Here is a 22,564-nt window from a genome sequence, read left to right on the forward strand (position 1 = left end):
CGAGACGGCTGCGGCCAAGTCCGCTGACATGCTGACACGCGCACCCTGCAAGTACAAGCACGCCGGGCAGCAAGCCCTCGTCAAACGCCCTGCAGCGGCGCCTCCGGCGGCACATCGTCACCATGACTGATCTTCTGCAGTGCAGCCCGGCGCTGCAGCTCGCGAAACACCGGGCTCATGCCCTGCGCCTCGAACAGGTCACGCACGACCTTGAACACCCGACGGATCTCGTCGCTGGCGAACAAGGCATGCGTCATCGCTGTTGCCAGTTCCCGGTCGCCCAGGGCCATCGCGGCCCTGACAATGTCCAGCCGGGTCTGGGCGTCAAACGGAGTCGCCATCCACGCATTGCGCAAACCCGCCACCCGTGCGCGCTCGGCATCGGGCTTCATCAGCGCTCGCAAGGCTTGCCAGGACGCGCGCTCGTCCAGCCCCGCCGTCTCCAGCCGCTGCGGGGTGATCTCGTCGAGCGCGCGCTCCGCCTCCACCAGGGTGCCGGCCTCGACCAGACTACGCACCAGCATCAGTCGGTCAGCAACCGTCACTGCACCAGGGGTGGAGTCGTTACGCACCACATCGGCCATGGCCTCGATCGCCGTCTCCGTATCGCCATTAAGCAGTGCAGCGTCAGCCAGCAGACGCTTGCGCACGTAGTTGCGCTCGGTCTTGCGCGAGGCCTCCTCTACCGTGCGCTGCGCCTCGGCATGGTCACCCATATCCATGCAGATCTGTGTTTTCAGGTCATGTCCGCCAAAGTACATCGGCGCATCGATCACCACCTGATCCATGATCTCCCGCGCCTCCTGCAAACGATTCTGCCCGACCAGCGCGCGGGCCTTGCCCGCCCGCGCCCAGGGGAAGGCATGCGCAGCCAGGATTTCGTCAAACACGCGCTCGGCCGCCTCGGCATCACCCTTCAGGATCTGCACCTCGGCCTGCTGACGCATCAGTTCGAAGCGGTGCAACTGGCCCTCGTCGGTGTCACGCGACTCATCCAGAAAACGCTCTGCCGCCGGAAAGTCCGCCGCGCGTTTGGCGACGTACAAGGGTTGAAAGAAGCGCTTGCGCCGCAACACCCGGTCCAGCCGCAGCTTGAGGCGTTCGGGTGAAAACGGTTTGATGATGTAGTCGTCCGGCGCCAACTCCACCACGGCAACCACCTGCTCATAAGCCTGCTCGGCGGTCACCATGATGAACACCGCCTCGTCGGCCAGCATGTCGAAACGACGCAATTCTTCAAGCAATTGCTGCCCCGAGCGCTCGCCGCCCAGCTGGTAGTCGCACAGGATGACGTCGGGTGGCGCCCGGCGGATGCGCGCAATCGCATCCTGATAGCCGGCCGAGAACTCGACCAGGAAGGCCCCCATGGTCTGCGCGCAGATCCGCAACCCCTGGCGGGCAGCCGGCTGGTCGTCGACGACAAGGAAGCGCAACGCGCGATAGAAGTCCGGCCCCAGTTCAGTCAGGGCAGCCATAGCTCGAATACCGCGCCGCCCAGCGCGCCGCCGTTGGACAAGCTCAAACGCCCTTGCCGCCCCCCACGCTGATGCTGTGCAGCGATTTCGCGCGCAACGAACAGGCCAACGCCCAGCCGCGGCGCGGCCGTGTGCGGTGGCGGATCGAAGCCGGCGCCATCATCTTCGACGGCCAGCCGCAGGAAACCCTCGCGCTCTTCTGCACTCAGCACGATGCGGCTGCGGGCAAAACGACTGGCGTTCTGCAGTGCGTTGGACAGGATGTCGAGACTCAGCTCCCGGTCCAGCGGCCACAGCACTGGCCGCTGATGCGCCACCGTCAGGGACAGGCCCAGGCGCTCGCAATGCTTGCGGTTGATCAGCACCGCCTCTTCGAGCAACTCACCCACCGGCTGCATGCTGATCGACAAGGTCTCCAAGCCACGCTGCAGCTTGTACGCCGTCAGCACCCGGCTGAGCCGCAGCGCGGCCAGTTCGATGGCGAAGCGCGCCTCGTCCAGAGAAATGCCGTGCTCGGCCTCGGCCTGCACCAGCAGGGTTTCGGCGAGAAAGAGCTGATTCTTGGCGTCATGGACGCCCGAGCTCAGGATGTCGAGTACACCTTGCATGCTGCGCTCCGCGAAGGGCTACGCGAAAACGTATCACTCGGCAGCAAAAGCCGCCAGTGCCTCACCCAGTTGCGCGATGTCGACGCCTTCGCCCAACTCGGCCAGGCCTTCGATCGTCTCTCCCTGCTTGATCCTGGCAACAGATTGCCCCGCCTCCTTCGGCGAGTCGAAGCCACGGCTCTGCAACAGCAGGCGACCCTCGCCATCCACCAGCTTGAAGTAGAACCGGCCGTCGGCCTCGCGGTACTGCTTGAACTGCGGCAGGGCCTGGGACTTGGGCCGTGCCTGGACGGTCGGCGTGACCAGGGCGTCGAGTCGGCGCAGCCCGACTGCGTGACGCAGATCAGCCAGGAAAGGCGTCGCGATCGCCCGCGCCTTCTCCGCGCCTTCGAGCAACTTCTGTTCGATCTGGGCTGGCTGTGCGATCAGGGCCTCGTAACGTTCGCGCATCGGCGCCACCGCGCGCTCGATATACTCGAACACGGCCTGCTTGGCCTCACCCCAGGCGATGCCTTCGGCAAAGGCCGTACGCATGGCTTCGGTTTCATCGGCGGATGCAAAAGCCTGATACAGCTGGAACAGCGCGGAGCCTTCGGTTTCCTTCGGCTCACCCGGCAGGCGGGAGTCGGTGAGGATGGAGAACACCAGCTTCTTCAACTCTGCCGGTTTGGCAAACAGCGGAATCACATTGTCGTAGGACTTGCTCATCTTGCGGCCGTCGAGTCCGGGCAGAGTCGCCACTGCCTCATCGATTGCCGCCTCGGGCAACACGAAATGCTCGCCGTACAAGTGGTTGAAGCGGGCAGCGATGTCACGCGCCATCTCGATATGCTGAATCTGGTCGCGCCCCACCGGCACCGAATGCGCCTTGAACATCAGGATGTCAGCCGCCATCAGCACCGGGTACATGAACAGGCCCATATTGACCCCGGCATCGGGATCCTCGCCATCGGCATTGTTCTTGTCCACCGCAGCCTTGTAGGCATGGGCGCGGTTGAGCAGCCCCTTGCCCGCCACACAGGTCAGCAACCAGGTCAGCTCAGGAATCTCCGGGATGTCGGACTGACGGTAGAACCACACCCGATCGGCATCCAGCCCGGCCGCCAGCCAGGTCGCCGCGATTTCCAGCGTGGAACGCTGCACCCGCACCGGATCGGTGGTGCTGATCAACGCATGGTAGTCGGCAAGAAAGTAGAAGCTCTCCGCATCGGCGCGCCGGCTGGCCTCGACTGCGGGGCGAATGGCACCGGCATAGTTTCCAAGATGGGGCGTGCCGGAAGGTTTGATACCGGTAAGGATGCGTTGGGCGGCCATGATGCGGTCCAGCAAGTCAAAGGCCGGAAGTTTATCAGGCCACCACGCAATCCGCGCCAGAACGACAGGGCCGCACACCCGGCCCCGCCAATCGCGCATCGCGATGCTGCGGAAAATACCCTCAACGTGCGCCGCCTTCGGCGTCTGCAGATGCTTCGCCGCGGATACCGCGCACCAGTCCCCGGCTGCCGTCCCTGGCGGCATGCCCGACGGCACGGGCACCATCGCCCACCGCGTGGTATGCCCCCTTGGCCACACCACCTACCGTACGCCCGAACTCCGCAGCCTCCTGGCCAATCTCGCGCCCAACCTCACCCGCGCCGGTGCCGATATCACGCAAGGTAGAACCGACAGCATGGCCGACCGACTCGCTGGTGGAGCGCTCGGCAGCCTGGGTTCCCAGCGGCAGCAACAGTGCAAAAGCCACGCCAACACAAGACAGCAATCGGGCATTCCGCCCTGTTTGAGAAGACATATCCGACATGACGGCCTCCAAGGTCATTGCCTTGATATTCAGACTAGCGCTCACGCCGGATGTTCGCCGTAAGCAGGCGTAACGAAATACGACATTGGTAGGCACATTGACAGGCGAGTTTGGAGATATCGACATGGCGGGTTACAATATTTGTCCAAATTAAATTTGGCGGAAGTGGTTGCCACCCCCCACCCACTCACGAGCCTTCGCGCCACCCGCGCAGAACGGCGACGCTACCGCCCACTGCCATGCTTCCACATCTGCTCCCGATCGGTGCCCTGCTCGCCGGGATCGCGCTGCTCCTGCTCGGCACCGGACTGCTAAATACCGTCCTCGCGTTGCGCGGCAGCCTCGAAGGCTACAGCGACGCCACGCTGGGCCTGATTGGTTCGGCCTACTTCATCGGCTTCTTCGCCGGCACCTTTGTCGCGCCACCGCTGATCCGTCGTATGGGCCACGTCCGCGCCTTCGCCTTTTTTGCCGCGGCCACTGCCGGTTGCGTGCTGTTGCACGCCTTGCTGGTGTCTGCGCCGGTGTGGTTCGGCCTGCGCATCGTCACCGGCATTGCCCTGGTGGGGCTGTACACCGTCATCGAAAGCTGGCTCAACAGCCAGGCGCCAACGGAACGCCGCGGGCAGGTGTTCGCCATCTACATGGCGGTCAACCTGGGCGCGCTGGCGCTGGCGCAACAGTTGCTCCGCCTCGGCACCCCGGCAGAATTTGGTCTGTTCGCGATTGCGGCCATTTTTGTCTGCCTCGCGGTGATGCCGGTCACTGCAACCTTGCTCCCCCCACCCACACTGACGCACACACCACGGCTGAGCCTGCACGCCTTGTGGAAGGCGGCCCCCGTGGCCTGCGCCGGCTCAGTGCTGTCGGGCCTGGCGATGGGCGCGTTCTGGGGCATGAGTGCGGTGTATGGCGGCCGCATCGGACTGGACGATAACGGTGTCGCCTTGCTGGTCACACTATCCATCCTCGGCGGCGCACTCGGACAGTGGCCGATCGGGCGCTTCTCCGACCGTACCGACCGTCGCCGCGCACTGGGTCTGGTCGCGGGTGCCGCCTGTCTTGCCGCATTGCTATGGGCCGTGCTGGGCAGCACCGGCGAAGCGGTGCTGATTGCCGGCGCCCTGTTCGGTGCGGCCGCCTTCGCCCTGTACCCGATCGTGGTCGCCCATCTGATCGACCACCTCGCACATGAAGACATCCTTTCCGGCAATGCCGGCCTGTTGCTGCTGCATGGCGCCGGTGCTGCAGTCGGCCCGGCCGTGGCCGGAAGCCTGATGGGCTGGCTCGGCCCGATTGCGCTGCCCCTGCACTTCGCACTGATGCTGGCACCCTTGAGCGCATTTGCGCTGTGGCATGCCCGCCGCGGTGCGGACGAAATCGTCGAGGAGGCGGCGCACTTCATGCCCATGCTGCGCACCTCGCCGACCGTGCTGGAAATGATGACACCGGGCGAGCTACCCACAAGCGCCGCCGAGGTCGCCGCGGCAGAACCCGCCGCGCCACCCACCGCCGAATCCCCCGCCGCATCTGACCCGGACCGCAGCCGGGCACCTGATTGACCCACGACAAACCAGTCGGCATTCGTGTCGGCGTTCACCCTCAAGGAGAACCGCACATGCTGCTCGCAACCGATCTCGATGGCACCTTTCTCGCAGGCCATCCGGAAAACCGCCAGCGTCTCTACCAACTGATCAGCGCCCACCCGGAGATCAAGCTCGCCTTCGTCACCGGCCGCGGTCTGGAAGTGGTGCTGCCCATCCTGTCCGACCCCACCGTACCGGTGCCGGACTACATCATCTGCGATGTCGGCGGCACCGTCGTCGATGGCCGCAACCGTCAGGCCGTTCAACCCCTGCAGTCCGACATCGACGCACGCTGGCCGGGCGAACGCGCGGTGGCCGAAGCGATGGCCACCTTCGAAGCGCTGGAACGCCAGGAAGTCCCTCAGCAGCGACGCTGCTCCTACTTCTGCGAAGCCGATGCGGTCACGCCGGACATCGAGCGTGTCGCCGCCCAGCTCGGGTGCGAGGTGCTGTACTCGGCTGACCGCTATCTGGACATCCTGCCGCGCGGCGTCAATAAGGGCAGCACGCTGGCCGCGCTGGTCCGCCACCTTGGCCTGGACCACGACGACGTGCTGGTGGCCGGCGACACCCTCAACGACCTGTCGATGTACGAAGCCGGCTTCATCGGTGTCTGCGTCGGCGAATCCGAACAAGCACTCCTTGACGCCACCCGCGACCGTGCCCGTGTGCTGCATGCGCGGCATACCGGTTGCGGCGGCATTCTCGAAGCCATGGCCCACTTCGGCTTTCTCGGCCCGGGCGGCATCGAGGCCGAGGTCCGCGCCATGGACGCGCCAGGCAAGTCCGATCTGGTGATGGTCTATCACCGCTTGCCCTACGAAGAGGTTCTGGAGCAGGGCCAACTGATCCGGCGCAAGCCGACCTCGCCCAACGGTATCCTGCCCACGCTGCTGTCCTTCTTCGGCAACGAACGCCGTGGCTCCTGGGTGGCCTGGTCGATTCACGACCCCAAGCGCGCCGTCCCGTTCGAAACCCATACCGAGGTGGACCGCGAGCGCTACCCCGGCCTGGTCGCCGCCCGTGTCGCGCTCAGCAAGGACGAGGTCGACACCTTCTACAAACGTTTCTCCAAGGAAGCCTTCTGGCCCACGCTGCACACCTTCTGGGAGCGTGCAGTGTTCCGCGAAGAGGACTGGGAAGTCTTCGTTCGGGTGAACCGGCTGTTCGCCGAACGCACTGCGGCGGAAGCCGCAGAGGGCGCCGTGGTCTGGATCCACGACTACAATCTGTGGATGGTGCCCGCGACGCTGCGCGAACTGCGACCGGACCTGAAGATCGCCTTCTTCCACCACACCTACTTCCCATCGGCCGACGTGTTCAACGTGCTGCCATGGCGGCGCGACATCATCGGCAGCCTGCTGCAGTGCGACTACATCGGCTTCCACATCCCGCGTCAGGCCGAGAACTTCGTCGATGTCGCCCGCGGCGTGGCACCGCTGAAAGTCCTCGAGACCAAAGCCTGCGCACCGCGCTACCTGACCTACGGCTGCGCGGTCGGGCTGGATGAAGTCACCACCGCAATCGAGGTGCACGGCCGTCGCATCGGCCTGGGTGCCCATCCGGTGGGGCTGGACGTCGGCCGCATCGAGGCGGTACTGGCCGCACCTGAAACCGCCACCCGCATGACCAGCCTGCGTCGCGAGCTGGCCGGCACCCGCGTCATCCTGTCGGTCGAGCGCCTGGACTACACCAAGGGCACGCTGGAGAAGATCCACGCCTTCGAACGCTTGCTCGACGAACACCCCGAGCTCATTGGCAAGATCTCGCTGCTCACCGTCTGCGTCCCCGCGGCGAAGGAAATGACCGTTTACGACGAACTGCAGACCCGTATCGAGCAGGCGGTCGGTCGGGTCAACGGCCGCTTTGCCCGCGTCGGCTGGACACCGGTGCAGTTCTTCTTCCGTCCGCTGCCGTTCGAAGAGGTCGTCGCCTGGTACGCCATGGCCGACGTGATGTGGATCACCCCGCTGCGCGACGGTCTCAATCTGGTGGCCAAGGAATACGCCGCCACCCAGGGCCTGACCGGCGGCCATGGCGTTTTGGTACTGTCCGAGTTTGCCGGCGCCGCGGCCGAGTTGCATGGCGCGGTGCTGACCAATCCGCACGATATCCACGACCTGACCGCCAAACTCTATTTCGGCATCGCAATGAACCGCGCCGAGGCAGAATCACGCCTGCGTGAGCTTTTTGACGTGGTCCGTCACAATGACATCGCACGCTGGGGGCAGGAATTTCTTGATGCAGTCCAGGCCCCGGCACCCGACGCCAACCCGGCGCCGGCCAGCCACCTGAAGCTGGTGGACCAGCCGGCCGCCTGAGCCCCTGATTACCGGAGACTACATGTTCGACTCACTGCTATCGGCCAACTGGATCGAGCAATACGCCCTGCCGTGGAGCATCAACCTGCTGTTTGCGCTTGGCATCTTCATCGGCGGGCGATGGATCGCCCGCGGCATCATCGCCATCGTCCGTCGTGTGCTGCTGCGGGCCCGCCTCGACGACATCCTGGTGAATTTCATCATCTCGATCCTGAGCGGCATCCTGCTGCTGGTGGTCATCATCGCCGCCCTCGACCGGCTGGGCGTGGACACCACCTCACTGGTCGCACTGATCGGTGCCGCCGGCCTGGCAATCGGCCTGGCGCTGCAGGACTCGCTGAAAAACTTTGCCGCCGGGGTCATGTTGATCGTGTTCCGCCCGTTCAAGGCCGGTGACTTCGTCGAAGCCGGCGGAACCCAGGGCGTGGTGGAGAAGATCAACATCTTCAGCTCGACCTTCCGCACCCCGGACAACCGCGAGATCATCGTTCCCAATGGCTCGATCTACTCCGGCGTGATCACCAACTACTCGGCACGCGGCACCCGCCGCATCGACCTGGTGTTCAGCATCAGCTACGACGACGACATCCGCAAGGCTCGCAGCGTGATCGAATCGGTGCTTGCGGCGGAACCGCGCTTGCTGGCCGATCCAGCACCCTTCATCGGTGTGGCGGACCTCGCTGCACACAGCGTGGACCTGCACGTCCGGCCCTGGGTGAACACATCGGACTACTTCGCGACCATGTGCGACCTGCGCGAGAAGATCAAGCTGGCCTTCGACGACAACGGCCTGACCATTCCGTATCCGCAGATGGACATCCATCCGAGCAAGGCGAGCTAAGCCCCTGACGGACGCTTTCAACCGGAAAACCGCAGTTGGCCGCCTGCTGCCGACCCTTCAGCCAGACGAACACCGGGCTCCCGTCCGTCGATCGCGGTCGCGGCTTCGGTGATTACGCGCCCCACCCGATTGCGGTTGCCGGGTGGATCGCTCGCCGCTGAAGCCGACACGAACGGGAACGGGTAACATTGCGGCTGCGCCGCGGTCCGCCGCGGCATCCGTCATCCGACCCACACCGTCGATCGCCCCGTGACCCAACCCGATCCGTCCTACGCCAAGATTCCGACCATCACCGTCGGCCTGCGTCCCCATACGCTTCCCGCCCCCATCACCGAAGACACCCCGCCAGCAGCCGTTGCCATGCTGCTCGGCACGCTGCACGCCTTGCCCGATGGCGGCATGCGTATCGTGTTTGACGTCAACGGCGACCCCGCCCGTCTGCGCATTCCCGCCGCGGCGGAACCGGGCAAGGCCGATGGGCTGTGGCAGCACACCTGTTTCGAAGCCTTCATCGCAACACCCGGCGAGGAGGCCTATCGCGAGTTCAACTTCTCGCCTTCGGGGCAGTGGGCCGGCTATGCCTTCAGCCGCTATCGCGAACGCAATACCGTCGCCGACCCCAGCTTCACGCCACGCATGCAGTGCCGCGTCGACGCCGGGCACCTGATGCTGGAGGTCGAACTGCCTGCCAGCGCCCTGCCATCCGTGGCCGCCGGCATCAGCCTTCAGGTCGGCCTGGCCGCGGTGATCGAACTGGCGGACGGCAGCCTGGATTACTGGGCGGTACACCACCCGGCCGCACAACCCGATTTTCACCACCGTGACGGATGGGTACTGAGCTTCGACCCACGGATGATCAGCGCATGAGCGCGACCATCCGTTTCGGCCTGGATCGCCTGCTCGCCGACGCCCAACTGCGCCGCCCACTCGCCGGCCGCCGGATTGGCCTGCTTGCCCATCCGGCATCAGTCACCCGCGACCTCACCCACGCACTGGATGCGCTGGCCGCACTGCCCGACCTCAGGCTGAGCGCCGCCTTCGGGCCCCAGCATGGCCTGCGCGGCGACAAGCAGGACAACATGGTGGAGTCGCCCGACTTCGTCGACCCACTGCACCGGATCCCGGTGTTCAGCCTGTATGGCGAAGTCCGCCGCCCCACTGCGGCCATGATGGACAGCTTCGACGTCTTGCTGGTGGACCTGCAGGACCTCGGCTGCCGCATCTATACCTTCATCACCACGCTGCGCTACATCCTCGAAGAAGCCGCCCGTCACGGCAAATCGGTCTGGGTGCTCGACCGCCCCAACCCCGCCGGACGGCCGGTTGAGGGCACGCTGCTGCGACCGGGCTGGGAGAGCTTTGTCGGTGCCGGCGCCCTGCCGATGCGCCACGGCCTGACCATGGGCGAACTGGCGCAGTGGTTCATCGCCACGCTGCAGCTTGACGTGGATTGCCAGGTCATCCGCATGGAGGGCTGGCAAGCGGACGCAGCCCCTGGCTACGGCTGGCCGCTGGGCGAACGCAGCTGGGTGAACCCCAGCCCCAACGCACCCAACCTGTCGATGGCACGCGCCTATGCCGGCACCGTGATGCTGGAGGGCACCACACTATCCGAGGGACGCGGCACCACCCGGCCGCTGGAGCTGTTCGGCGCGCCCGACATCGACGCCCGTGCGCTGATTGCCGAGATGCGCAGCCTGGCACCACACTGGCTGCACGGCTGTGTGCTGCGCGAATGCTGGTTCGAGCCCACTTTCCACAAGCATGCCGGCAAGCTGTGCAGCGGCGTGCAGATCCATGTCGAGGATCCGGCCCACTACGCGCACCACGCCTTCCGCCCCTGGCGCCTGCAGGCGCTGGCGTTCAAGGCCCTGCGTCGCCTGCAACCCGACTATGCGCTGTGGCGCGACTTCGCCTACGAATACGAACACGACCGCCTGGCGATCGACCTGATCAACGGCAGTCCGCTGCTGCGCGAATGGGTGGACGATCCGGCGGCAACCGCGCCTGATCTCGATGCCCTGGCCACGCCCGACGAATCCGCCTGGCACGAAACACGCGCACCTTTCCTGCTCTATCCCTGACCCTCGCCCTTCCTGCCCGGAGCCCACGCGATGAAACACGCCCTCAAGATCTTCGCCTGCAACTCCAACGATGGCCTTGCCACCGAGATCTGCAACCGCCTTGGGGTACGCCCCAGCCAGCTGGAGATCTCACGCTTCTCCAACGACAACCTGCACGTCCAGATCCAGGAGAACGTGCGCGAACGTGACGTCTTCGTGGTGCAGTCCTTCACCGAACCGGTCAGCGACCACATCATGGAGCTGCTGATCACCATTGACGCACTGCGCAGCGCCTCGGCCCAGCGCATCACTGCGATCATCCCGTACTACTCTTACGCCCGTTCGGACAAGAAGGACAAACCGCGGATCTCGATCACCGGCCGTCTGATCGCCGACATGCTGGTCACCGCCGGCGCCAACCGGGTGCTGACCATGGATCTGCACGCCGACCAGGTGCATGGATTTTTCGATGTTCCGGTCGATCACCTGACCGCCATTCCCACCATCGCCGAGCACTTCCGCCAGCGCCTGGACCTGTCGAACGCGGTCGCAGTCGCCACCGATGCGGGTGGCGCCAAGCGTGTTGGCCGCTTCTCCGAACGGCTGGGCATCCCGATGGCGATCATCGACAAGCGCCGGGTCAGCGACACCGACGTCAAGCAGGGCGAGGTGGTGGGCAATGTTGCAGGGCGCGACGCGGTCATCTTCGAGGACGAGATCTCGACCGGCGGCACGCTGATCTCCACCATCGAAACCCTGCGCGCGGCCGGCGCCCGGACAGTGCATGCCGGCGCCGTGCATGGCGTGCTGTGCGGCCCGGCGATCGAGCGCCTGCGCGACGCACCGATCGACTCCATCGTGGTCACCAACACCGTCCATGTGGCCCCGGCCAAGCGCCTGGACAAACTCACCGTGCTGACCGTTGCGCCGCTGTTTGCCTCGGCCATCGAGCGCATCCACAGCGGCGAGAGCGTCGGCGCGCTGTTCGAGTGATCCCCCGCCCATTCAGGAGAAACCGATGTTCATCGCAATGAACCGCTTCAAGATCAAGCGCGGCCACGAACAGACCTTCGTCGATCACTGGCGCCAGCGCGAAAGCTATCTGGAGCAGGTGCCCGGCTTTGTCCGCTTCAACCTGCTGCAAGGGCCGCAGACCGAGGAGTACACGCTGTTCGCGTCGCACACCGAATGGGCGTCCGAGCAGGCTTTTGCCGACTGGACACAGTCGGAGGCCTTCATGAAGGCCCACGCCAATGCCGGCAAGAGCCCGCGCGAGATCTATCTTGGCCCACCGCAGCTGGAGCTGTTCAACGCAGTGCTGTAAGCCGCGCCGTGGGCCTGCGGCGCGTGCACCACGCGCGCCGCAGGCCGGAAGGATCAGCCCTGACCCTTGGCCTGCTCGGCGGCAATTTCGGCCTTGATCTTGTCCATGTCCAGCGTACGCACACCCTCGATCACCTGCTGCAAGGCGCTGGCCGGCAGGGCGCCGGATTCGCGGAACACCATGATGTTGTCGCGCACGACCGCGATGGTCGGAATCGAACGGATCTGAAAGGTTGCCGCCAGCTCCTGCTGGGCTTCGGTATCGATCTTGCCGAACACGATGTCCGGATTCGCCTCGGAAGCCGCCTCATACGTCGGCGCAAACCCGCGGCACGGCCCGCACCACGCCGCCCAGAAGTCGAGGAAGACGATCTCGTTGTTGGCGAGCGTCTCGTTGAAATTGTCGGCAGTCAGCTCAACAGTGGCCATGCTGGGGCTCCAATAGGGGTTGAGCGCCCAGCTTACAACATGACATGCCGCAGCGCAGCAGGCTTGCCGCCTGGCGCCATGACGCACAGCCCCCGGTCAGCCAGTCTGAGCGCGTTCAACGCAGAATGAAATTCTCGTCCGGCATCGGGGCAGGCGGCGGCACCTCGCCGAGCAGCTCCCGCAGGCTGGCATCGATACCGGCGACGATCGCATCCAGCGCCAGGTCGTTGGGCATGGTGCCGAAGGGATCCTCGATCTCGTCACTGAGCGCCTCAAGCGCGAAGAAGGTGTAGGACACGAAAGCCACCACCAGCGGCGTCATCCAGCCAATCGAATCCACCAGGCCAAAAGGCAGCAGCATGCAATAGAAATACGCGCTGCGATGCAGGATCACCGAATAGGTGAAAGGCAGCGGCGTATTGGCAATGCGCTCGCAGCCTCCCACCATCGCCGACAGCTCATCCAGCCCCGACTCCATATGCTGCGCCGAAACCGGATGCAGGCGACCGGCGCGCCGATGTTCGGCCAGCCATGCCCCCAGCCACGCCAGGATGCGGGTCGGCGCCGAACGGGCTGCACCCAGTTCCGCGCACAGCGCGGGCGGCAACCAGGCCTCCAGCCCATCATTGCGCGCCCGTCCGCGCAGCTGATTGCGCATTGCCGCAGCAAAGCCGATCAAGCCCAGCACAAAAGGGCGCACATCCGGACTGCCATCGATCAGGGTCTGCCCCTGCCGCGCCAGATTGCGGCTGGCCACCAGCACGCCGCCCCACAGCTTGCGCGCCTCCCAGTAACGGTCGTAGCTCGCGTTGATGCGAAAACCAAGGAAAATCGCCAGCGCGACGCCCATCAGCGAAAACGGCGAGGCATTGAGCGTCACCTTCCAGTCAAACAACTGCCCATGCAGGACCACCACGGTACAGGACAGCAGGATGACGAACATCTGCTGCCAGAAGATGCGGTGGATCAGGGAACCACGGCGCACGAACAGCAGACGGATCCAGTGGGGACGCGGACGGACGATCACGACGAGAAGGCTGAAGAACCGGAAACCGGCGGGCGCCCATTCTGGCATTTTTCCCGCGGCGCAGCATCCTGGATGACGGTCAGAACCCGCACGCCTGACGCGCAGCATGCGGGCCATTTGCAGTATCCTCGCCCCCATCAATCGACTTCAGACCCATGGTTGCGACAGCCATGCAAGCCCAGCCCCTTACCGCCGGCCGCAGCATTCCACGCTTCATCCGCGACCGTCGCTGGTGGCTGCTGCCCCTGCTGCTGTGGGCCGTGGGTGTCACCGCCTACGTCAGCAACCATCTGGTCCAGCTGCGCGCCCACACCACCGAGGTGGCACTGGAAGGCGCGCGCAACATGTTCCGCATGGTCGTCCTGACCCGAAACTGGAACGCCAGCCACGGCGGGGTGTACGTACCGGTCACGCCCCGCATCCAGCCCAACCCTTATCTGGATCACCCGCGTCGCGACATCACCACCACTGACGGCATGGCGCTGACCATGGTCAACCCGGCTTACATGACCCGACTGATCGGTGAGATGATCGAATCCGACAGCGGTGCGGTGTTCCGCCTGACCAGCCTCAACCCGCTGCGCCCCGCCAACCTGCCCGACGCCTGGGAGGCAAAAGTCCTGTCCAGCTTCGACCGTGGCCAGAAAGAAGCCTTCTCGATCGAGCAACGGGGCGGCCAGACCCTGCTGCGCTACATGGCACCGCTGTATGTGAAGGAAAGCTGCCTGCAGTGTCACGAAAAGCAGGGATACCAGCTCGACGACGTACGCGGCGGCATCAGTGTCTCTCAGCCCTATGCCCCGATCGCGCGCGTCGTACGGGCCCAGGCCTTCGAAGTCGGGCCGATCGCACTTGCCACCTTCCTGCTGTTCAGCGCCCTGGGCTGGCTGCTGCTCGAGCAACTGCGCCGGCGCTGGTTCGAGCTGGCCGAGCATGCGCGACGCCTGGAAGACACCCAGGGACAGCTGCTGCAATCGGAAAAACTTGCCTCCATCGGCCAGCTGGCCGCTGGCGTGGCGCACGAGATCAACAACCCGATCGGCTACGTCAATTCCAACCTTGGCACCCTCGACAGCTACTGCAAGCAGTTGCTTGAACTACTCGAACGCGCCCGTCGCGGTCAGGCCACGCAAGCCGATTTCGACGCTGCAGACTTCGACTATCTGCAGCAGGATATCGGCGAGCTGTTGCACGAGTCACGCGGCGGCATCGACCGTGTGCGCAAGATCGTCGCCGACCTGAAGGACTTTTCCCGCATCGATCAGGCCGAGTGGACGGATGCAGACCTGAACGCCGGTATCGAAAGCACGCTCAATGTGGTGTGGAACGAACTCAAGTACAAGGCAGACGTGGTGCGCGAATACACCTCCCTCCCACCAGTGCCCTGCATCCTGGCGCAGATCAACCAGGTGGTGATGAACCTGCTGGTCAACGCAGCCCACGCCATCGACCAGCACGGCACCATCACCCTCCGTACCGGCGCCGACCCGGGCTTTGCCTGGATCGAGATCGAAGACACCGGCAAGGGCATGACGCCGGAGGTCATGCAGCACATCTTCGAGCCCTTCTACACCACCAAGGCGGTCGGCAAGGGGACCGGACTCGGCCTGTCGGTGTCCTATGACATCGTCCGCAAGCACGGGGGGCGCATCGACGTCAGCAGCACGCCGGGCAAGGGCAGCGTGTTCCGGGTCTGGCTGCCACTGCATCCGCGAGCGCAGGTCGCACTGCACGCACAAGCATCCTCCCCGGCATCGGAATGAAGTACAGTAGGGCGGTCATCCTTGCATCGTCCACGCCATGCAGTTCCAGATCGCCGACATCACCCACGCCATCCAGCTTGCGGTAGCGCCGGTCTTCCTGCTGACCGCCATCGCCACCGTCATCAACGTGCTGAGTGGCCGCTTGTCCCGCGTCGTCGATCGTCGGCGGGTGCTCAATGGCCGTGTCGCCGAGGCCCGCGACAGCACATTGGTCACCGACGACATCGAAGAGCTGGCACTGCTCGAGCGGCGTGGCAAACTGATCTACTACGCGATGTTCTTCTCGGTGCTGGGCGCCCTGCTGGTCTGCCTGGTGGTCGCCACCGCCTTTCTCGCTGCCATGGTGAGCTTCAACGCCGGCCCCGGCGTTGCCGCATTCTTCGTGCTGGCGATGACGGCAATGATCGTCTCGCTCACACTCTTCCTTCGCGAGGTATATCTGGTGGTACGGGCACGCGGCCAGCACTGGCGCTGAACCTCAACTGCCGCCGCGATGGTCCCGGCCGAGGTCATCCTGCTGCGCCCCCAGAAAACGTGCCGGTGACATGCCCACCGTACGCCGCACCATGGCACTGAACGCGCTCGGGCTGTTGTAGCCCAGTTCGGCGGCAATCTGGTTGATTGGCAGGCGTCCGGCGGCCAGTGCCACGGCCTTGGCCAGGATGACCTGCTGGCGCCAGTCGGTGAAGGTATGCCCCAGCTCCTGCTTGAACAGCCGGGCCACCGTGCGCGGGCTGGCGCCGGTGTCCCGGGCCCAGTCGGCCAGGGTGTCGTGCCGCGTGGGATCGGCCAGCACCGCTTCACACAGGTGACGCAGGCGCTTGTCCCGCGGCAGATCGACCCCCAGCCGCACCGCGGTGGCGTTGCGCAATTCCTCCAGGATCAAGGCACTCAACAGGCTCTCACGACGCAGCGCCGCCGCATCGAGCGCGGGGCCGTCGTCCGGCACACAGGGCATCTCGCGCACCAGGGCGCGCAACAGTTCCGACACCTGCAACACCCTGCATTGACGCCATGGCGCTTCGTCCTGCGCGGCCACCGCCGGACCGCAACGCCCTGGCGCCTGGTAGAAATACAGGGTGCGGAGTTCGGCATCCTCGACCATGGTCACGGCATGCTCCATGCCCGGCGGAATCCATAGCGCACGCGAGGGGGGCACGATGTAGGTCCCGCGCTCGACCGTCATGCGGATGACGCCGGTGGTGGAGATCGCCACCTGGGCCCACGGATGACTGTGCGGCAGCACCCGGGTGTCTGCGCGCAGATGACGGAGCTTGGAGCGCACCGGCCGTTCGCGGCTGGGCACATACAGATGCGGCGTGATCGCGGCGACCACGTCCGGTGGCCGGGCCGCACGGCGTTGAGGACGGCGCGCATCTTCATCGGGCAGGGTCAGCAAGGGTTGGGGCATGAGGAGACCTTGGCATGATCACGACAGTTTTTGTCCCACTATCGTATATCGGTCGCCACCGGGCTGCCTATGATCCTTGACATGGATACCCAAGACAGCCCCAACGCCACCTTACGCCAGGACGCGCGCACGATCGGCCTGATCGGTCTCGCCCACGGCGCCTCGCACTTCTTCCACATGCTGCTGCCGCCGCTGTTTCCCTTCCTGATCGCGGACTTCGGCTTCGGCTATTCCGAACTCGGCCTGCTGGTCTCGGTGTTCTTCGTCATCTCAGGGGTGGGTCAGGCGCTGTCGGGCTTCATCGTGGATCGCGTTGGCGCGCGCCCGGTGCTGTTCTTCGCGCTGTCGAGCTTTGCCGCAGCCGGACTGGTGGCCAGTACGGCCTCGGGCTACGCCGGACTGATGGTCGCCGCAGCCCTGGCCGGACTGGGCAACGCCCCGTTTCATCCGGTGGACTTCACCATCCTCAACAAGCGCGTATCACCGGCACGCCTGGGCCATGGGTTCTCGGTACATGGCATTTCGGGCAACCTGGGCTGGGCCGCCGCCCCGTTGGTGATGGCGGGCGTGGCCACCGCAACCGGCTCATGGCGACTGGCCTGCCTGTGCGGCGGGATGCTGGCTGCCATCGTGCTGGCCATCATGGTGTGGAATCGCGATGCGCTCGACGACGGTCACCGTCACCGCAAGGCTGCAGCCACCCGCCACGGCGCCACTGCAGTCGAACACCCCTTGGCCTTCATGCGCCTGCCGTCGGTGTGGCTGTGTTTCTCGTTCTTTTTCTGGACCACCTGCGCGCTGAGCATGATCCAGAGCTTCGCCAGCCCGGCCATGCACGCACTTTACAACCTGCCGCTGGCGGTCACCTCGATGGTGGTCACCGGCTACATGCTGTCGGGTGCCGCCGGCATGGTGGCGGGCGGCTTCCTGGCCGGCAGGGTGCAGCGCCTGGAGATCATCATCAGCATCAGCATGCTGGCCGCGGCCGCCCTGCTGATCGTGGTCGGTACCGGCTGGCTGCCAGGCACCGCAGCACTTGCCCTTGCCGCGCTCGCCGGTTTCGGTACCGGTGTTGCCGGCCCCTCGCGCGACATGCTGATCAAGCGTGCTGCGCCACCGGGCGCCACCGGACGGGTGTACGGTACGGTGTATTCCGGTCTCGACCTGGGCTTCTGCATCGCCGCCCCGGTGTTTGGCGCCATGCTCGATGCGGGCATGAATTCAGGCCTGTTCTACGGTTCCGCGGCGGCCCTGACACTGGGCGTGGCCTCGGCCGGCCTGGTCGGCATCGGTGTAGCGGCGCGCAACCTGCAGCAAAGACGTGCCGCTGCCTGAGCACAGCCACCCGGGGCCGGCCGTCAATCCTTGAAGCGTCCCTGTGCGGCGTAGCGATCCGTCAGCCAACGGATCGCCGCCAGCATGTCCGGCGCAAACGGATTGTGCCGCCCACCGGCCACCGCCACCAGCACGCTGTTGGCACAGACGTACTGAAGCCGACGACTGTTTTCCAGCGGGCAGATTCGGTCGTCAGTCCCATGGACGATGGCCACTGGCAGATCCCCCAGGGCCGCCGCCGCGCGCCGCCACCAGCCGGGCGGCAGGAAGCCGTCATTCGCCAGGTAATGCGCCTGCACACGGTATTTGTCGATGCGGGCCGCCACTGCAGCATCCGCGACATCCTCTTCGGCCCCTTGTGCTGCCAGCGCGATGCCATCCTTGCTGGACTCCCATGCCTGCCAGGCAGCCGACAATCGGGCCTGCATCGGTCGGTCACCGCCCAGCATGCGCTCGAACACGCCGGCAGCGCCCGGCGTGCGCCCATCCGCCGTGGCATCCGCCAGCTCAAAGCCATCGAAAAAAGCCGCAACTTCGGCACGGCTGGCCAGAAACACGCCGCGCAGCATCAAGCCCAGGCAGGCTTGTGGCTGCGCCGCGGCGTAGGCCAACCCCAGCGTCGCCCCCCACGACCCACCGAACACCAGCCAGCGCTCGATACACAGATGTGCGCGCAAACACTCGACATCGGCCAGCAGATCGGCAGTGGTGTTGTGCGCGGTCGCGCCACGTGGCGTGCTGCGTCCGCAACCCCGTTGGTCGAACTGGATGATGCGGTAGCGTGCCGGATCAAAGAAGCGTCGATGCGCTGGCGACAAGCCGCTGGCCGGTCCGCCGTGCAGGCACAACACCGGCAGGCCCTGCGGGTGGCCAGACTGCTCGACATGCAGGACATGCCCATCCCCCACGGGCAGCGCGTCCGTCTGCCAGACAGGGGAAAGGGGCGCGTCGTCAATCATGCGCCAGATGGTACGCGGGACACGACGCCGCACATCTCATGATTTTCATGATCCTGCTTTACAGATTCGGTGGACGTCACCCTCGCCCCGGAACGGCATCCTGAACACACCTGAGCGGCGGCCCGCTTTGCCCCGACAGGCATCCATCAGAATCGATACAGGAGACTTGCCATGAAATGGGAAACCCCGACCGCTGTTGATTTCCGCTTCGGTTTCGAAATCACCATGTACGTCGCCGCACGCTGACGCCCAGGCCGCCGGTCCGGCCCCTCCCCGGTCCGGACCGGCGGCATGCAACCCGCACCGTCCAGCCTTCCCAGCGAGCCCAATCGATCATGAAGATCCATGTCCTCGGCGCCGCCGCCGGCGGCGGTTTTCCGCAGTGGAACTGCAACTGCCCCAACTGCGACGGCGTGCGCACAGGGCGCATCCAGGCCCGCCCCCGCACCCAGTCTTCGATTGCCGCCAGCGCCGACGACACCCATTGGGCCCTGTTCAACGCATCACCCGACATCCTGCAGCAGATCCGCGAGTTTCCCGCGCTGCAACCCGGCCGTGGCCTGCGCGATACCGGCATTGCCGCCATCGTGCTGATCGACGCCCAGATCGACCACACCACCGGGCTCTACATGCTGCGCGAACATACTCGCCGCCATCCGCTGTGGTGCACCCCGCAGGTCCGCGAAGACCTGACCCGTGGCAACCCCATCCTGCCGCTGCTCGAGCATTACTGCGGCGTGGACTGGCACACGCTGCCACTGGGCGACCGCTTTTCCATCGACACCGTACCCGGCTTGCGCTTCGAGGCCTTACCGCTGCTCAGCAATGCCCCACCCTATTCACCACACCGCGACCGCCCCGAACCCGGCGACAACATCGGCGTCACGCTGATCGATGCGGCCAGCACCCGGCGCGTGTTCTACGCCCCCGGGCTGGGCCGGATGGAAGCCTCGGTGTGGGCCGCAATGCAGGCTGCGGACGTGGTGCTGGTGGACGGCACGCTGTGGACCGATGACGAAATGATCCGCCTTGGCGCCTCGCAGAAAACCTCGCGGGCCATGGGCCATCTGCCGCAAAGCGGCCCTGACGGCATGATCGAATGGCTGGACAAACTGCCAGCCACCACCCGCAAGATCCTGATCCACATCAACAACACCAACCCCATCCTCGACGAAGCCAGCCCGCAGCACGCAGAACTCGCCCGCCACGGCATCGAAGTCGCCTACGACGGCATGAGCATCGTGGTTTGAACCTCACGGCCAAGGACACCCCATGAAACCGGACGACCTCCCCACCCAGCACCTCGCCCTGGACCATGCCGCCGAGCCGCCACTCAGCCGCGAGGATTTCGAAGCCCGGCTGCGCGAAAAGGGCACCAGCTACCACATCCACCACCCCATCCACACGATGATGGCCGAGGGTCGCCTGACTCAGGGCCAGCTGCAACGCTGGGTCGCCAACCGTTACCTGTACCAGGTCGCGATCCCGGTCAAGGACGCCAACATCCTGGCCAACTGCCCCGACCGCGAGATCCGCCGCGAGTGGATCCAGCGCATCCTCGACCACGACGGCCGCAGCACGGAAGGCGAACGCGACGAGGGTGGCATCGAAGCGTGGATCCGGCTGGGCGAAGCCGTCGGCCTGAGCCGCGAGGACATCGTCTCCGAGCGCCTGGTGGCACCGGCCGCCCGCTTTGCGGTGGACGCCTACGTGACCTTCGCGCGCAACCGCCCGTGGCAGGACGCCGTGGCCTCCAGCCTCACCGAACTGTTCGCCCCCCACATCCACCAGCAGCGCCTGGACACCTGGCCAGACCACTACCCCTGGATTCGCAGCGAGGGCCTGCAGTACTTCCGCAACCGTCTCACCCAGGCACGGCGCGACGTTGCCCACGGCCTGCGCTTTACCCTGGACTACTTTGGCCAAAGCCGCGCCCTGCAGATGCGTGCGCTGGACATCCTGCAGTTCAAGCTCGATGTGCTGTGGGCGCTGGCCGACGCAATCATGCTGCAGACCTGCGAAATCGAAATCAAGGGGCCCAAGGCATGACCCCGGCCACCTCTGCCCCGCCAACAGCCTGCCCCCGCCTGAACGGCCACTTCCGCCTGCAGTTCGAGACCGCGCAGGATGCCTGGGTGCTGCTGTATCCGGAAGGCATGATCCGGCTCAACCCCAGTGCCGGCGAAATCCTGCGACGCTGCGACGGCAGCCGCGACATTCCCGCCATCGTCGCCGAACTGGAAGCCCTGTTCGACACCCGCGGGCTGGACCACGACGTACGCGCCTTTCTCGACATGGCCGGCACGCAACGCTGGATCACCCTCTCATGACTGCCACATCGTCACCGCCAACGGCACAAGCAGATCCGGCGAACCGGCCTGGCCCGCCCCTGTGGCTGCTTGCCGAAGTCACCTACCGCTGCCCGCTGCACTGCGCCTTCTGCTACAACCCGACCGACTTCGCCCGCACCACCCCCGCAGACGAACTCGACACCGACGGCTGGCTGCGCGTGCTGCATCAGGCCCGCGCCCTGGGCAGCGTGCAGTGCGGCTTTTCCGGCGGCGAGCCGCTGATGCGCGACGACCTGGAGATCCTCGTCGCCGAAGCGCACAAGCTGGGCTACTACACCAACCTGCTCACCTCCGGCGTCGGCCTCAGCCCGGCACGCGCCGAGGCGCTGAAGGCCGCCGGACTCGATCACATCCAGCTCTCCTTTCAGGACACCACGCGCGAGCTCAACGACTTTCTGTCGCATACCCGCACCTTCGATCTCAAACAGCAGGTGGCCGGCAGCATCAAGGAAATGGGCTGGCCGATGGTGATGAACTGCGTCATCCACCGCCTGAACATCGACCACATCGACAAGATCATCGAGATGGCGCTTGCCCTGGGCGCCGAATACCTCGAACTGGCCAACAGCCAGTACTACGCCTGGGCACTGCTCAACCGCGACCAGTTGATGCCCTCACGCGCACAACTCGAGCGTGCCGAACGCATCACCAAAGAATACCGCCAGAAGCTGGGCGACCGGCTGCGCATCTTCTTCGTCGTTCCCGACTATTACGAGATCCGCCCCAAGAAATGCATGAATGGCTGGGGCAATGTCTTCCTGACCGTCACCCCCGACGGCACCGCGCTGCCCTGCCACACGGCACGCATGCTGCCCGGCCTGGACTTTCCGAATGTCCGCGATCACAGCGTGCAGGCGATCTGGTACGAATCCGAGGGCTTCAACCGCTACCGTGGCACCGACTGGATGCACGACAGCTGCAAGACCTGTCCCGACCGCGAAAAGGATCTGGGCGGCTGTCGCTGCCAGGCCTGGATGCTGGCCGGCGACCCCAGCGCCCCCGATCCGGTGTGCGACAAATCACCCGCTCACCATCTTGTGCAGGATGCCGTCGCACGGGCCAACCAGCCCGGCGCACTGGCCGCGCGTCCCCTGATCTTCCGCGACCCCAAAGCCTCCAGAGCCTTGAGCGAGCAAGCCGCATCCTCCAGCGCCCCCGCCAGGCCCGCCGGGACCACGGCCTGACCCCGCCTCCCCGGCCGCCCTGCGCCTACGCGGTCGCGGGCGGCCGCCCCACTGCCACGCCCCATCGGCAGGTGCCGTTCGCGCGCCCGC

General features: G+C 65.6%; 23 protein-coding genes. 15 read left to right on the forward strand and 8 right to left on the reverse strand.

Going from position 1 to position 22,564, the window contains the following annotated elements:
* Positions 1 to 80: 80 nt before the first annotated feature.
* From DNK49_RS06920 to DNK49_RS06935, 4 genes are all read right to left on the reverse strand, one after another.
* Complete coding sequence (locus DNK49_RS06920) at positions 81 to 1,475, reverse strand: response regulator (RefSeq protein WP_110523588.1); 1,395 nt, start codon at positions 1,473 to 1,475, stop codon at positions 81 to 83.
* On the reverse strand, positions 1,463 to 2,083 hold the full coding sequence (locus DNK49_RS06925) for a sensor histidine kinase (protein ID WP_110523589.1): 621 nt from the start codon (positions 2,081 to 2,083) through the stop codon (positions 1,463 to 1,465). The genes DNK49_RS06920 and DNK49_RS06925 overlap by 13 nt, the downstream gene beginning before the upstream one ends.
* Positions 2,084 to 2,116: 33 nt before the next feature.
* Positions 2,117 to 3,397: a tryptophan--tRNA ligase gene (locus DNK49_RS06930; protein ID WP_110523648.1), complete on the reverse strand. Its 1,281-nt coding sequence runs from the start codon at positions 3,395 to 3,397 to the stop codon at positions 2,117 to 2,119.
* A gap of 121 nt (positions 3,398 to 3,518) precedes the next feature.
* Positions 3,519 to 3,881, reverse strand: a complete 363-nt coding sequence (locus tag DNK49_RS06935; RefSeq protein WP_133255093.1) for a hypothetical protein — start codon at positions 3,879 to 3,881, stop codon at positions 3,519 to 3,521.
* A gap of 239 nt (positions 3,882 to 4,120) precedes the next feature.
* On the opposite strand from DNK49_RS06935, the gene DNK49_RS06940 reads away from it, so the two are divergent.
* From DNK49_RS06940 to hmuQ, 7 genes are all read left to right on the forward strand, one after another.
* Positions 4,121 to 5,443 (forward strand): MFS transporter, encoded by a 1,323-nt coding sequence (locus DNK49_RS06940; RefSeq protein WP_110523591.1) that lies wholly within the window; start codon positions 4,121 to 4,123, stop codon positions 5,441 to 5,443.
* A 56-nt stretch (positions 5,444 to 5,499) separates the two neighbouring features.
* A complete protein-coding gene (ggpS, locus tag DNK49_RS06945) occupies positions 5,500 to 7,788 on the forward strand; it encodes a glucosylglycerol-phosphate synthase (RefSeq protein WP_110523592.1) in 2,289 nt (762 codons plus the stop codon).
* 22 nt (positions 7,789 to 7,810) lie between these two features.
* The gene (locus DNK49_RS06950; protein ID WP_110523593.1) at positions 7,811 to 8,629 is read left to right on the forward strand and encodes a mechanosensitive ion channel family protein; all 819 of its coding nucleotides are present in this window, start codon (positions 7,811 to 7,813) and stop codon (positions 8,627 to 8,629) included.
* 249 nt (positions 8,630 to 8,878) lie between these two features.
* A complete protein-coding gene (locus tag DNK49_RS06955; RefSeq protein ID WP_243632261.1) occupies positions 8,879 to 9,496 on the forward strand; it encodes a DOMON-like domain-containing protein in 618 nt (205 codons plus the stop codon).
* Complete coding sequence (locus DNK49_RS06960) at positions 9,493 to 10,713, forward strand: exo-beta-N-acetylmuramidase NamZ family protein (protein ID WP_110523594.1); 1,221 nt, start codon at positions 9,493 to 9,495, stop codon at positions 10,711 to 10,713. The genes DNK49_RS06955 and DNK49_RS06960 overlap by 4 nt, the downstream gene beginning before the upstream one ends.
* A gap of 30 nt (positions 10,714 to 10,743) precedes the next feature.
* Entirely contained in the window at positions 10,744 to 11,685 is a 942-nt protein-coding gene (locus DNK49_RS06965; protein ID WP_110523595.1) for a ribose-phosphate diphosphokinase, read from the forward strand.
* A 25-nt stretch (positions 11,686 to 11,710) separates the two neighbouring features.
* Complete coding sequence (gene hmuQ, locus DNK49_RS06970; RefSeq protein ID WP_110523596.1) at positions 11,711 to 12,016, forward strand: heme-degrading protein HmuQ; 306 nt, start codon at positions 11,711 to 11,713, stop codon at positions 12,014 to 12,016.
* Between the two features lie 53 nt (positions 12,017 to 12,069).
* Here the strand turns inward: hmuQ and DNK49_RS06975 are convergent, their stop codons facing one another.
* Positions 12,070 to 12,444 (reverse strand): thioredoxin family protein, encoded by a 375-nt coding sequence (locus DNK49_RS06975; RefSeq protein ID WP_110523597.1) that lies wholly within the window; start codon positions 12,442 to 12,444, stop codon positions 12,070 to 12,072.
* Positions 12,445 to 12,559: 115 nt separating this feature from the next.
* Entirely contained in the window at positions 12,560 to 13,588 is a 1,029-nt protein-coding gene (locus DNK49_RS06980) for a bestrophin family protein (protein ID WP_279386407.1), read from the reverse strand.
* Between the two features lie 53 nt (positions 13,589 to 13,641).
* On the opposite strand from DNK49_RS06980, the gene DNK49_RS24945 reads away from it, so the two are divergent.
* Both DNK49_RS24945 and DNK49_RS06990 read left to right on the forward strand, forming a co-directional pair.
* Positions 13,642 to 15,234 carry an ATP-binding protein gene (locus DNK49_RS24945; protein WP_279386408.1) on the forward strand — a complete coding sequence of 531 codons (1,593 nt, stop codon included), beginning with the start codon at positions 13,642 to 13,644 and terminating at the stop codon, positions 15,232 to 15,234.
* 37 nt (positions 15,235 to 15,271) lie between these two features.
* Positions 15,272 to 15,709, forward strand: coding sequence for a DUF2721 domain-containing protein (locus DNK49_RS06990; RefSeq protein WP_110523599.1), 438 nt, complete (start codon positions 15,272 to 15,274; stop codon positions 15,707 to 15,709).
* 3 nt (positions 15,710 to 15,712) lie between these two features.
* Here DNK49_RS06990 and DNK49_RS06995 read toward each other — a convergent pair whose 3' ends face one another.
* Entirely contained in the window at positions 15,713 to 16,645 is a 933-nt protein-coding gene (locus DNK49_RS06995) for an AraC family transcriptional regulator (RefSeq protein ID WP_110523600.1), read from the reverse strand.
* Between the two features lie 81 nt (positions 16,646 to 16,726).
* On the opposite strand from DNK49_RS06995, the gene DNK49_RS07000 reads away from it, so the two are divergent.
* The gene (locus DNK49_RS07000) at positions 16,727 to 17,980 is read left to right on the forward strand and encodes an MFS transporter (protein WP_110523601.1); all 1,254 of its coding nucleotides are present in this window, start codon (positions 16,727 to 16,729) and stop codon (positions 17,978 to 17,980) included.
* Positions 17,981 to 18,003: 23 nt separating this feature from the next.
* Here the strand turns inward: DNK49_RS07000 and DNK49_RS07005 are convergent, their stop codons facing one another.
* On the reverse strand, positions 18,004 to 18,939 hold the full coding sequence (locus DNK49_RS07005) for an alpha/beta fold hydrolase (RefSeq protein WP_110523602.1): 936 nt from the start codon (positions 18,937 to 18,939) through the stop codon (positions 18,004 to 18,006).
* 171 nt (positions 18,940 to 19,110) lie between these two features.
* Between DNK49_RS07005 and pqqA the strand changes: the two genes are divergently transcribed.
* From pqqA to pqqE, 5 genes are all read left to right on the forward strand, one after another.
* Positions 19,111 to 19,185: a pyrroloquinoline quinone precursor peptide PqqA gene (pqqA, locus tag DNK49_RS07010; protein WP_110523651.1), complete on the forward strand. Its 75-nt coding sequence runs from the start codon at positions 19,111 to 19,113 to the stop codon at positions 19,183 to 19,185.
* A gap of 89 nt (positions 19,186 to 19,274) precedes the next feature.
* A complete protein-coding gene (pqqB, locus tag DNK49_RS07015; RefSeq protein WP_110523603.1) occupies positions 19,275 to 20,189 on the forward strand; it encodes a pyrroloquinoline quinone biosynthesis protein PqqB in 915 nt (304 codons plus the stop codon).
* A gap of 22 nt (positions 20,190 to 20,211) precedes the next feature.
* The gene (gene pqqC, locus DNK49_RS07020; protein ID WP_110523604.1) at positions 20,212 to 20,988 is read left to right on the forward strand and encodes a pyrroloquinoline-quinone synthase PqqC; all 777 of its coding nucleotides are present in this window, start codon (positions 20,212 to 20,214) and stop codon (positions 20,986 to 20,988) included.
* A complete protein-coding gene (gene pqqD, locus DNK49_RS07025; protein WP_110523605.1) occupies positions 20,985 to 21,269 on the forward strand; it encodes a pyrroloquinoline quinone biosynthesis peptide chaperone PqqD in 285 nt (94 codons plus the stop codon). Before pqqC ends, pqqD begins: the two co-directional genes overlap by 4 nt.
* Positions 21,266 to 22,474: a pyrroloquinoline quinone biosynthesis protein PqqE gene (pqqE, locus tag DNK49_RS07030; protein ID WP_110523606.1), complete on the forward strand. Its 1,209-nt coding sequence runs from the start codon at positions 21,266 to 21,268 to the stop codon at positions 22,472 to 22,474. The genes pqqD and pqqE overlap by 4 nt, the downstream gene beginning before the upstream one ends.
* The last annotated feature ends 90 nt before the right edge of the window (positions 22,475 to 22,564 follow it).

This window comes from Parazoarcus communis SWub3 = DSM 12120 (assembly GCF_003226565.1).
Classification (GTDB): domain Bacteria; phylum Pseudomonadota; class Gammaproteobacteria; order Burkholderiales; family Rhodocyclaceae; genus Parazoarcus; species Parazoarcus communis.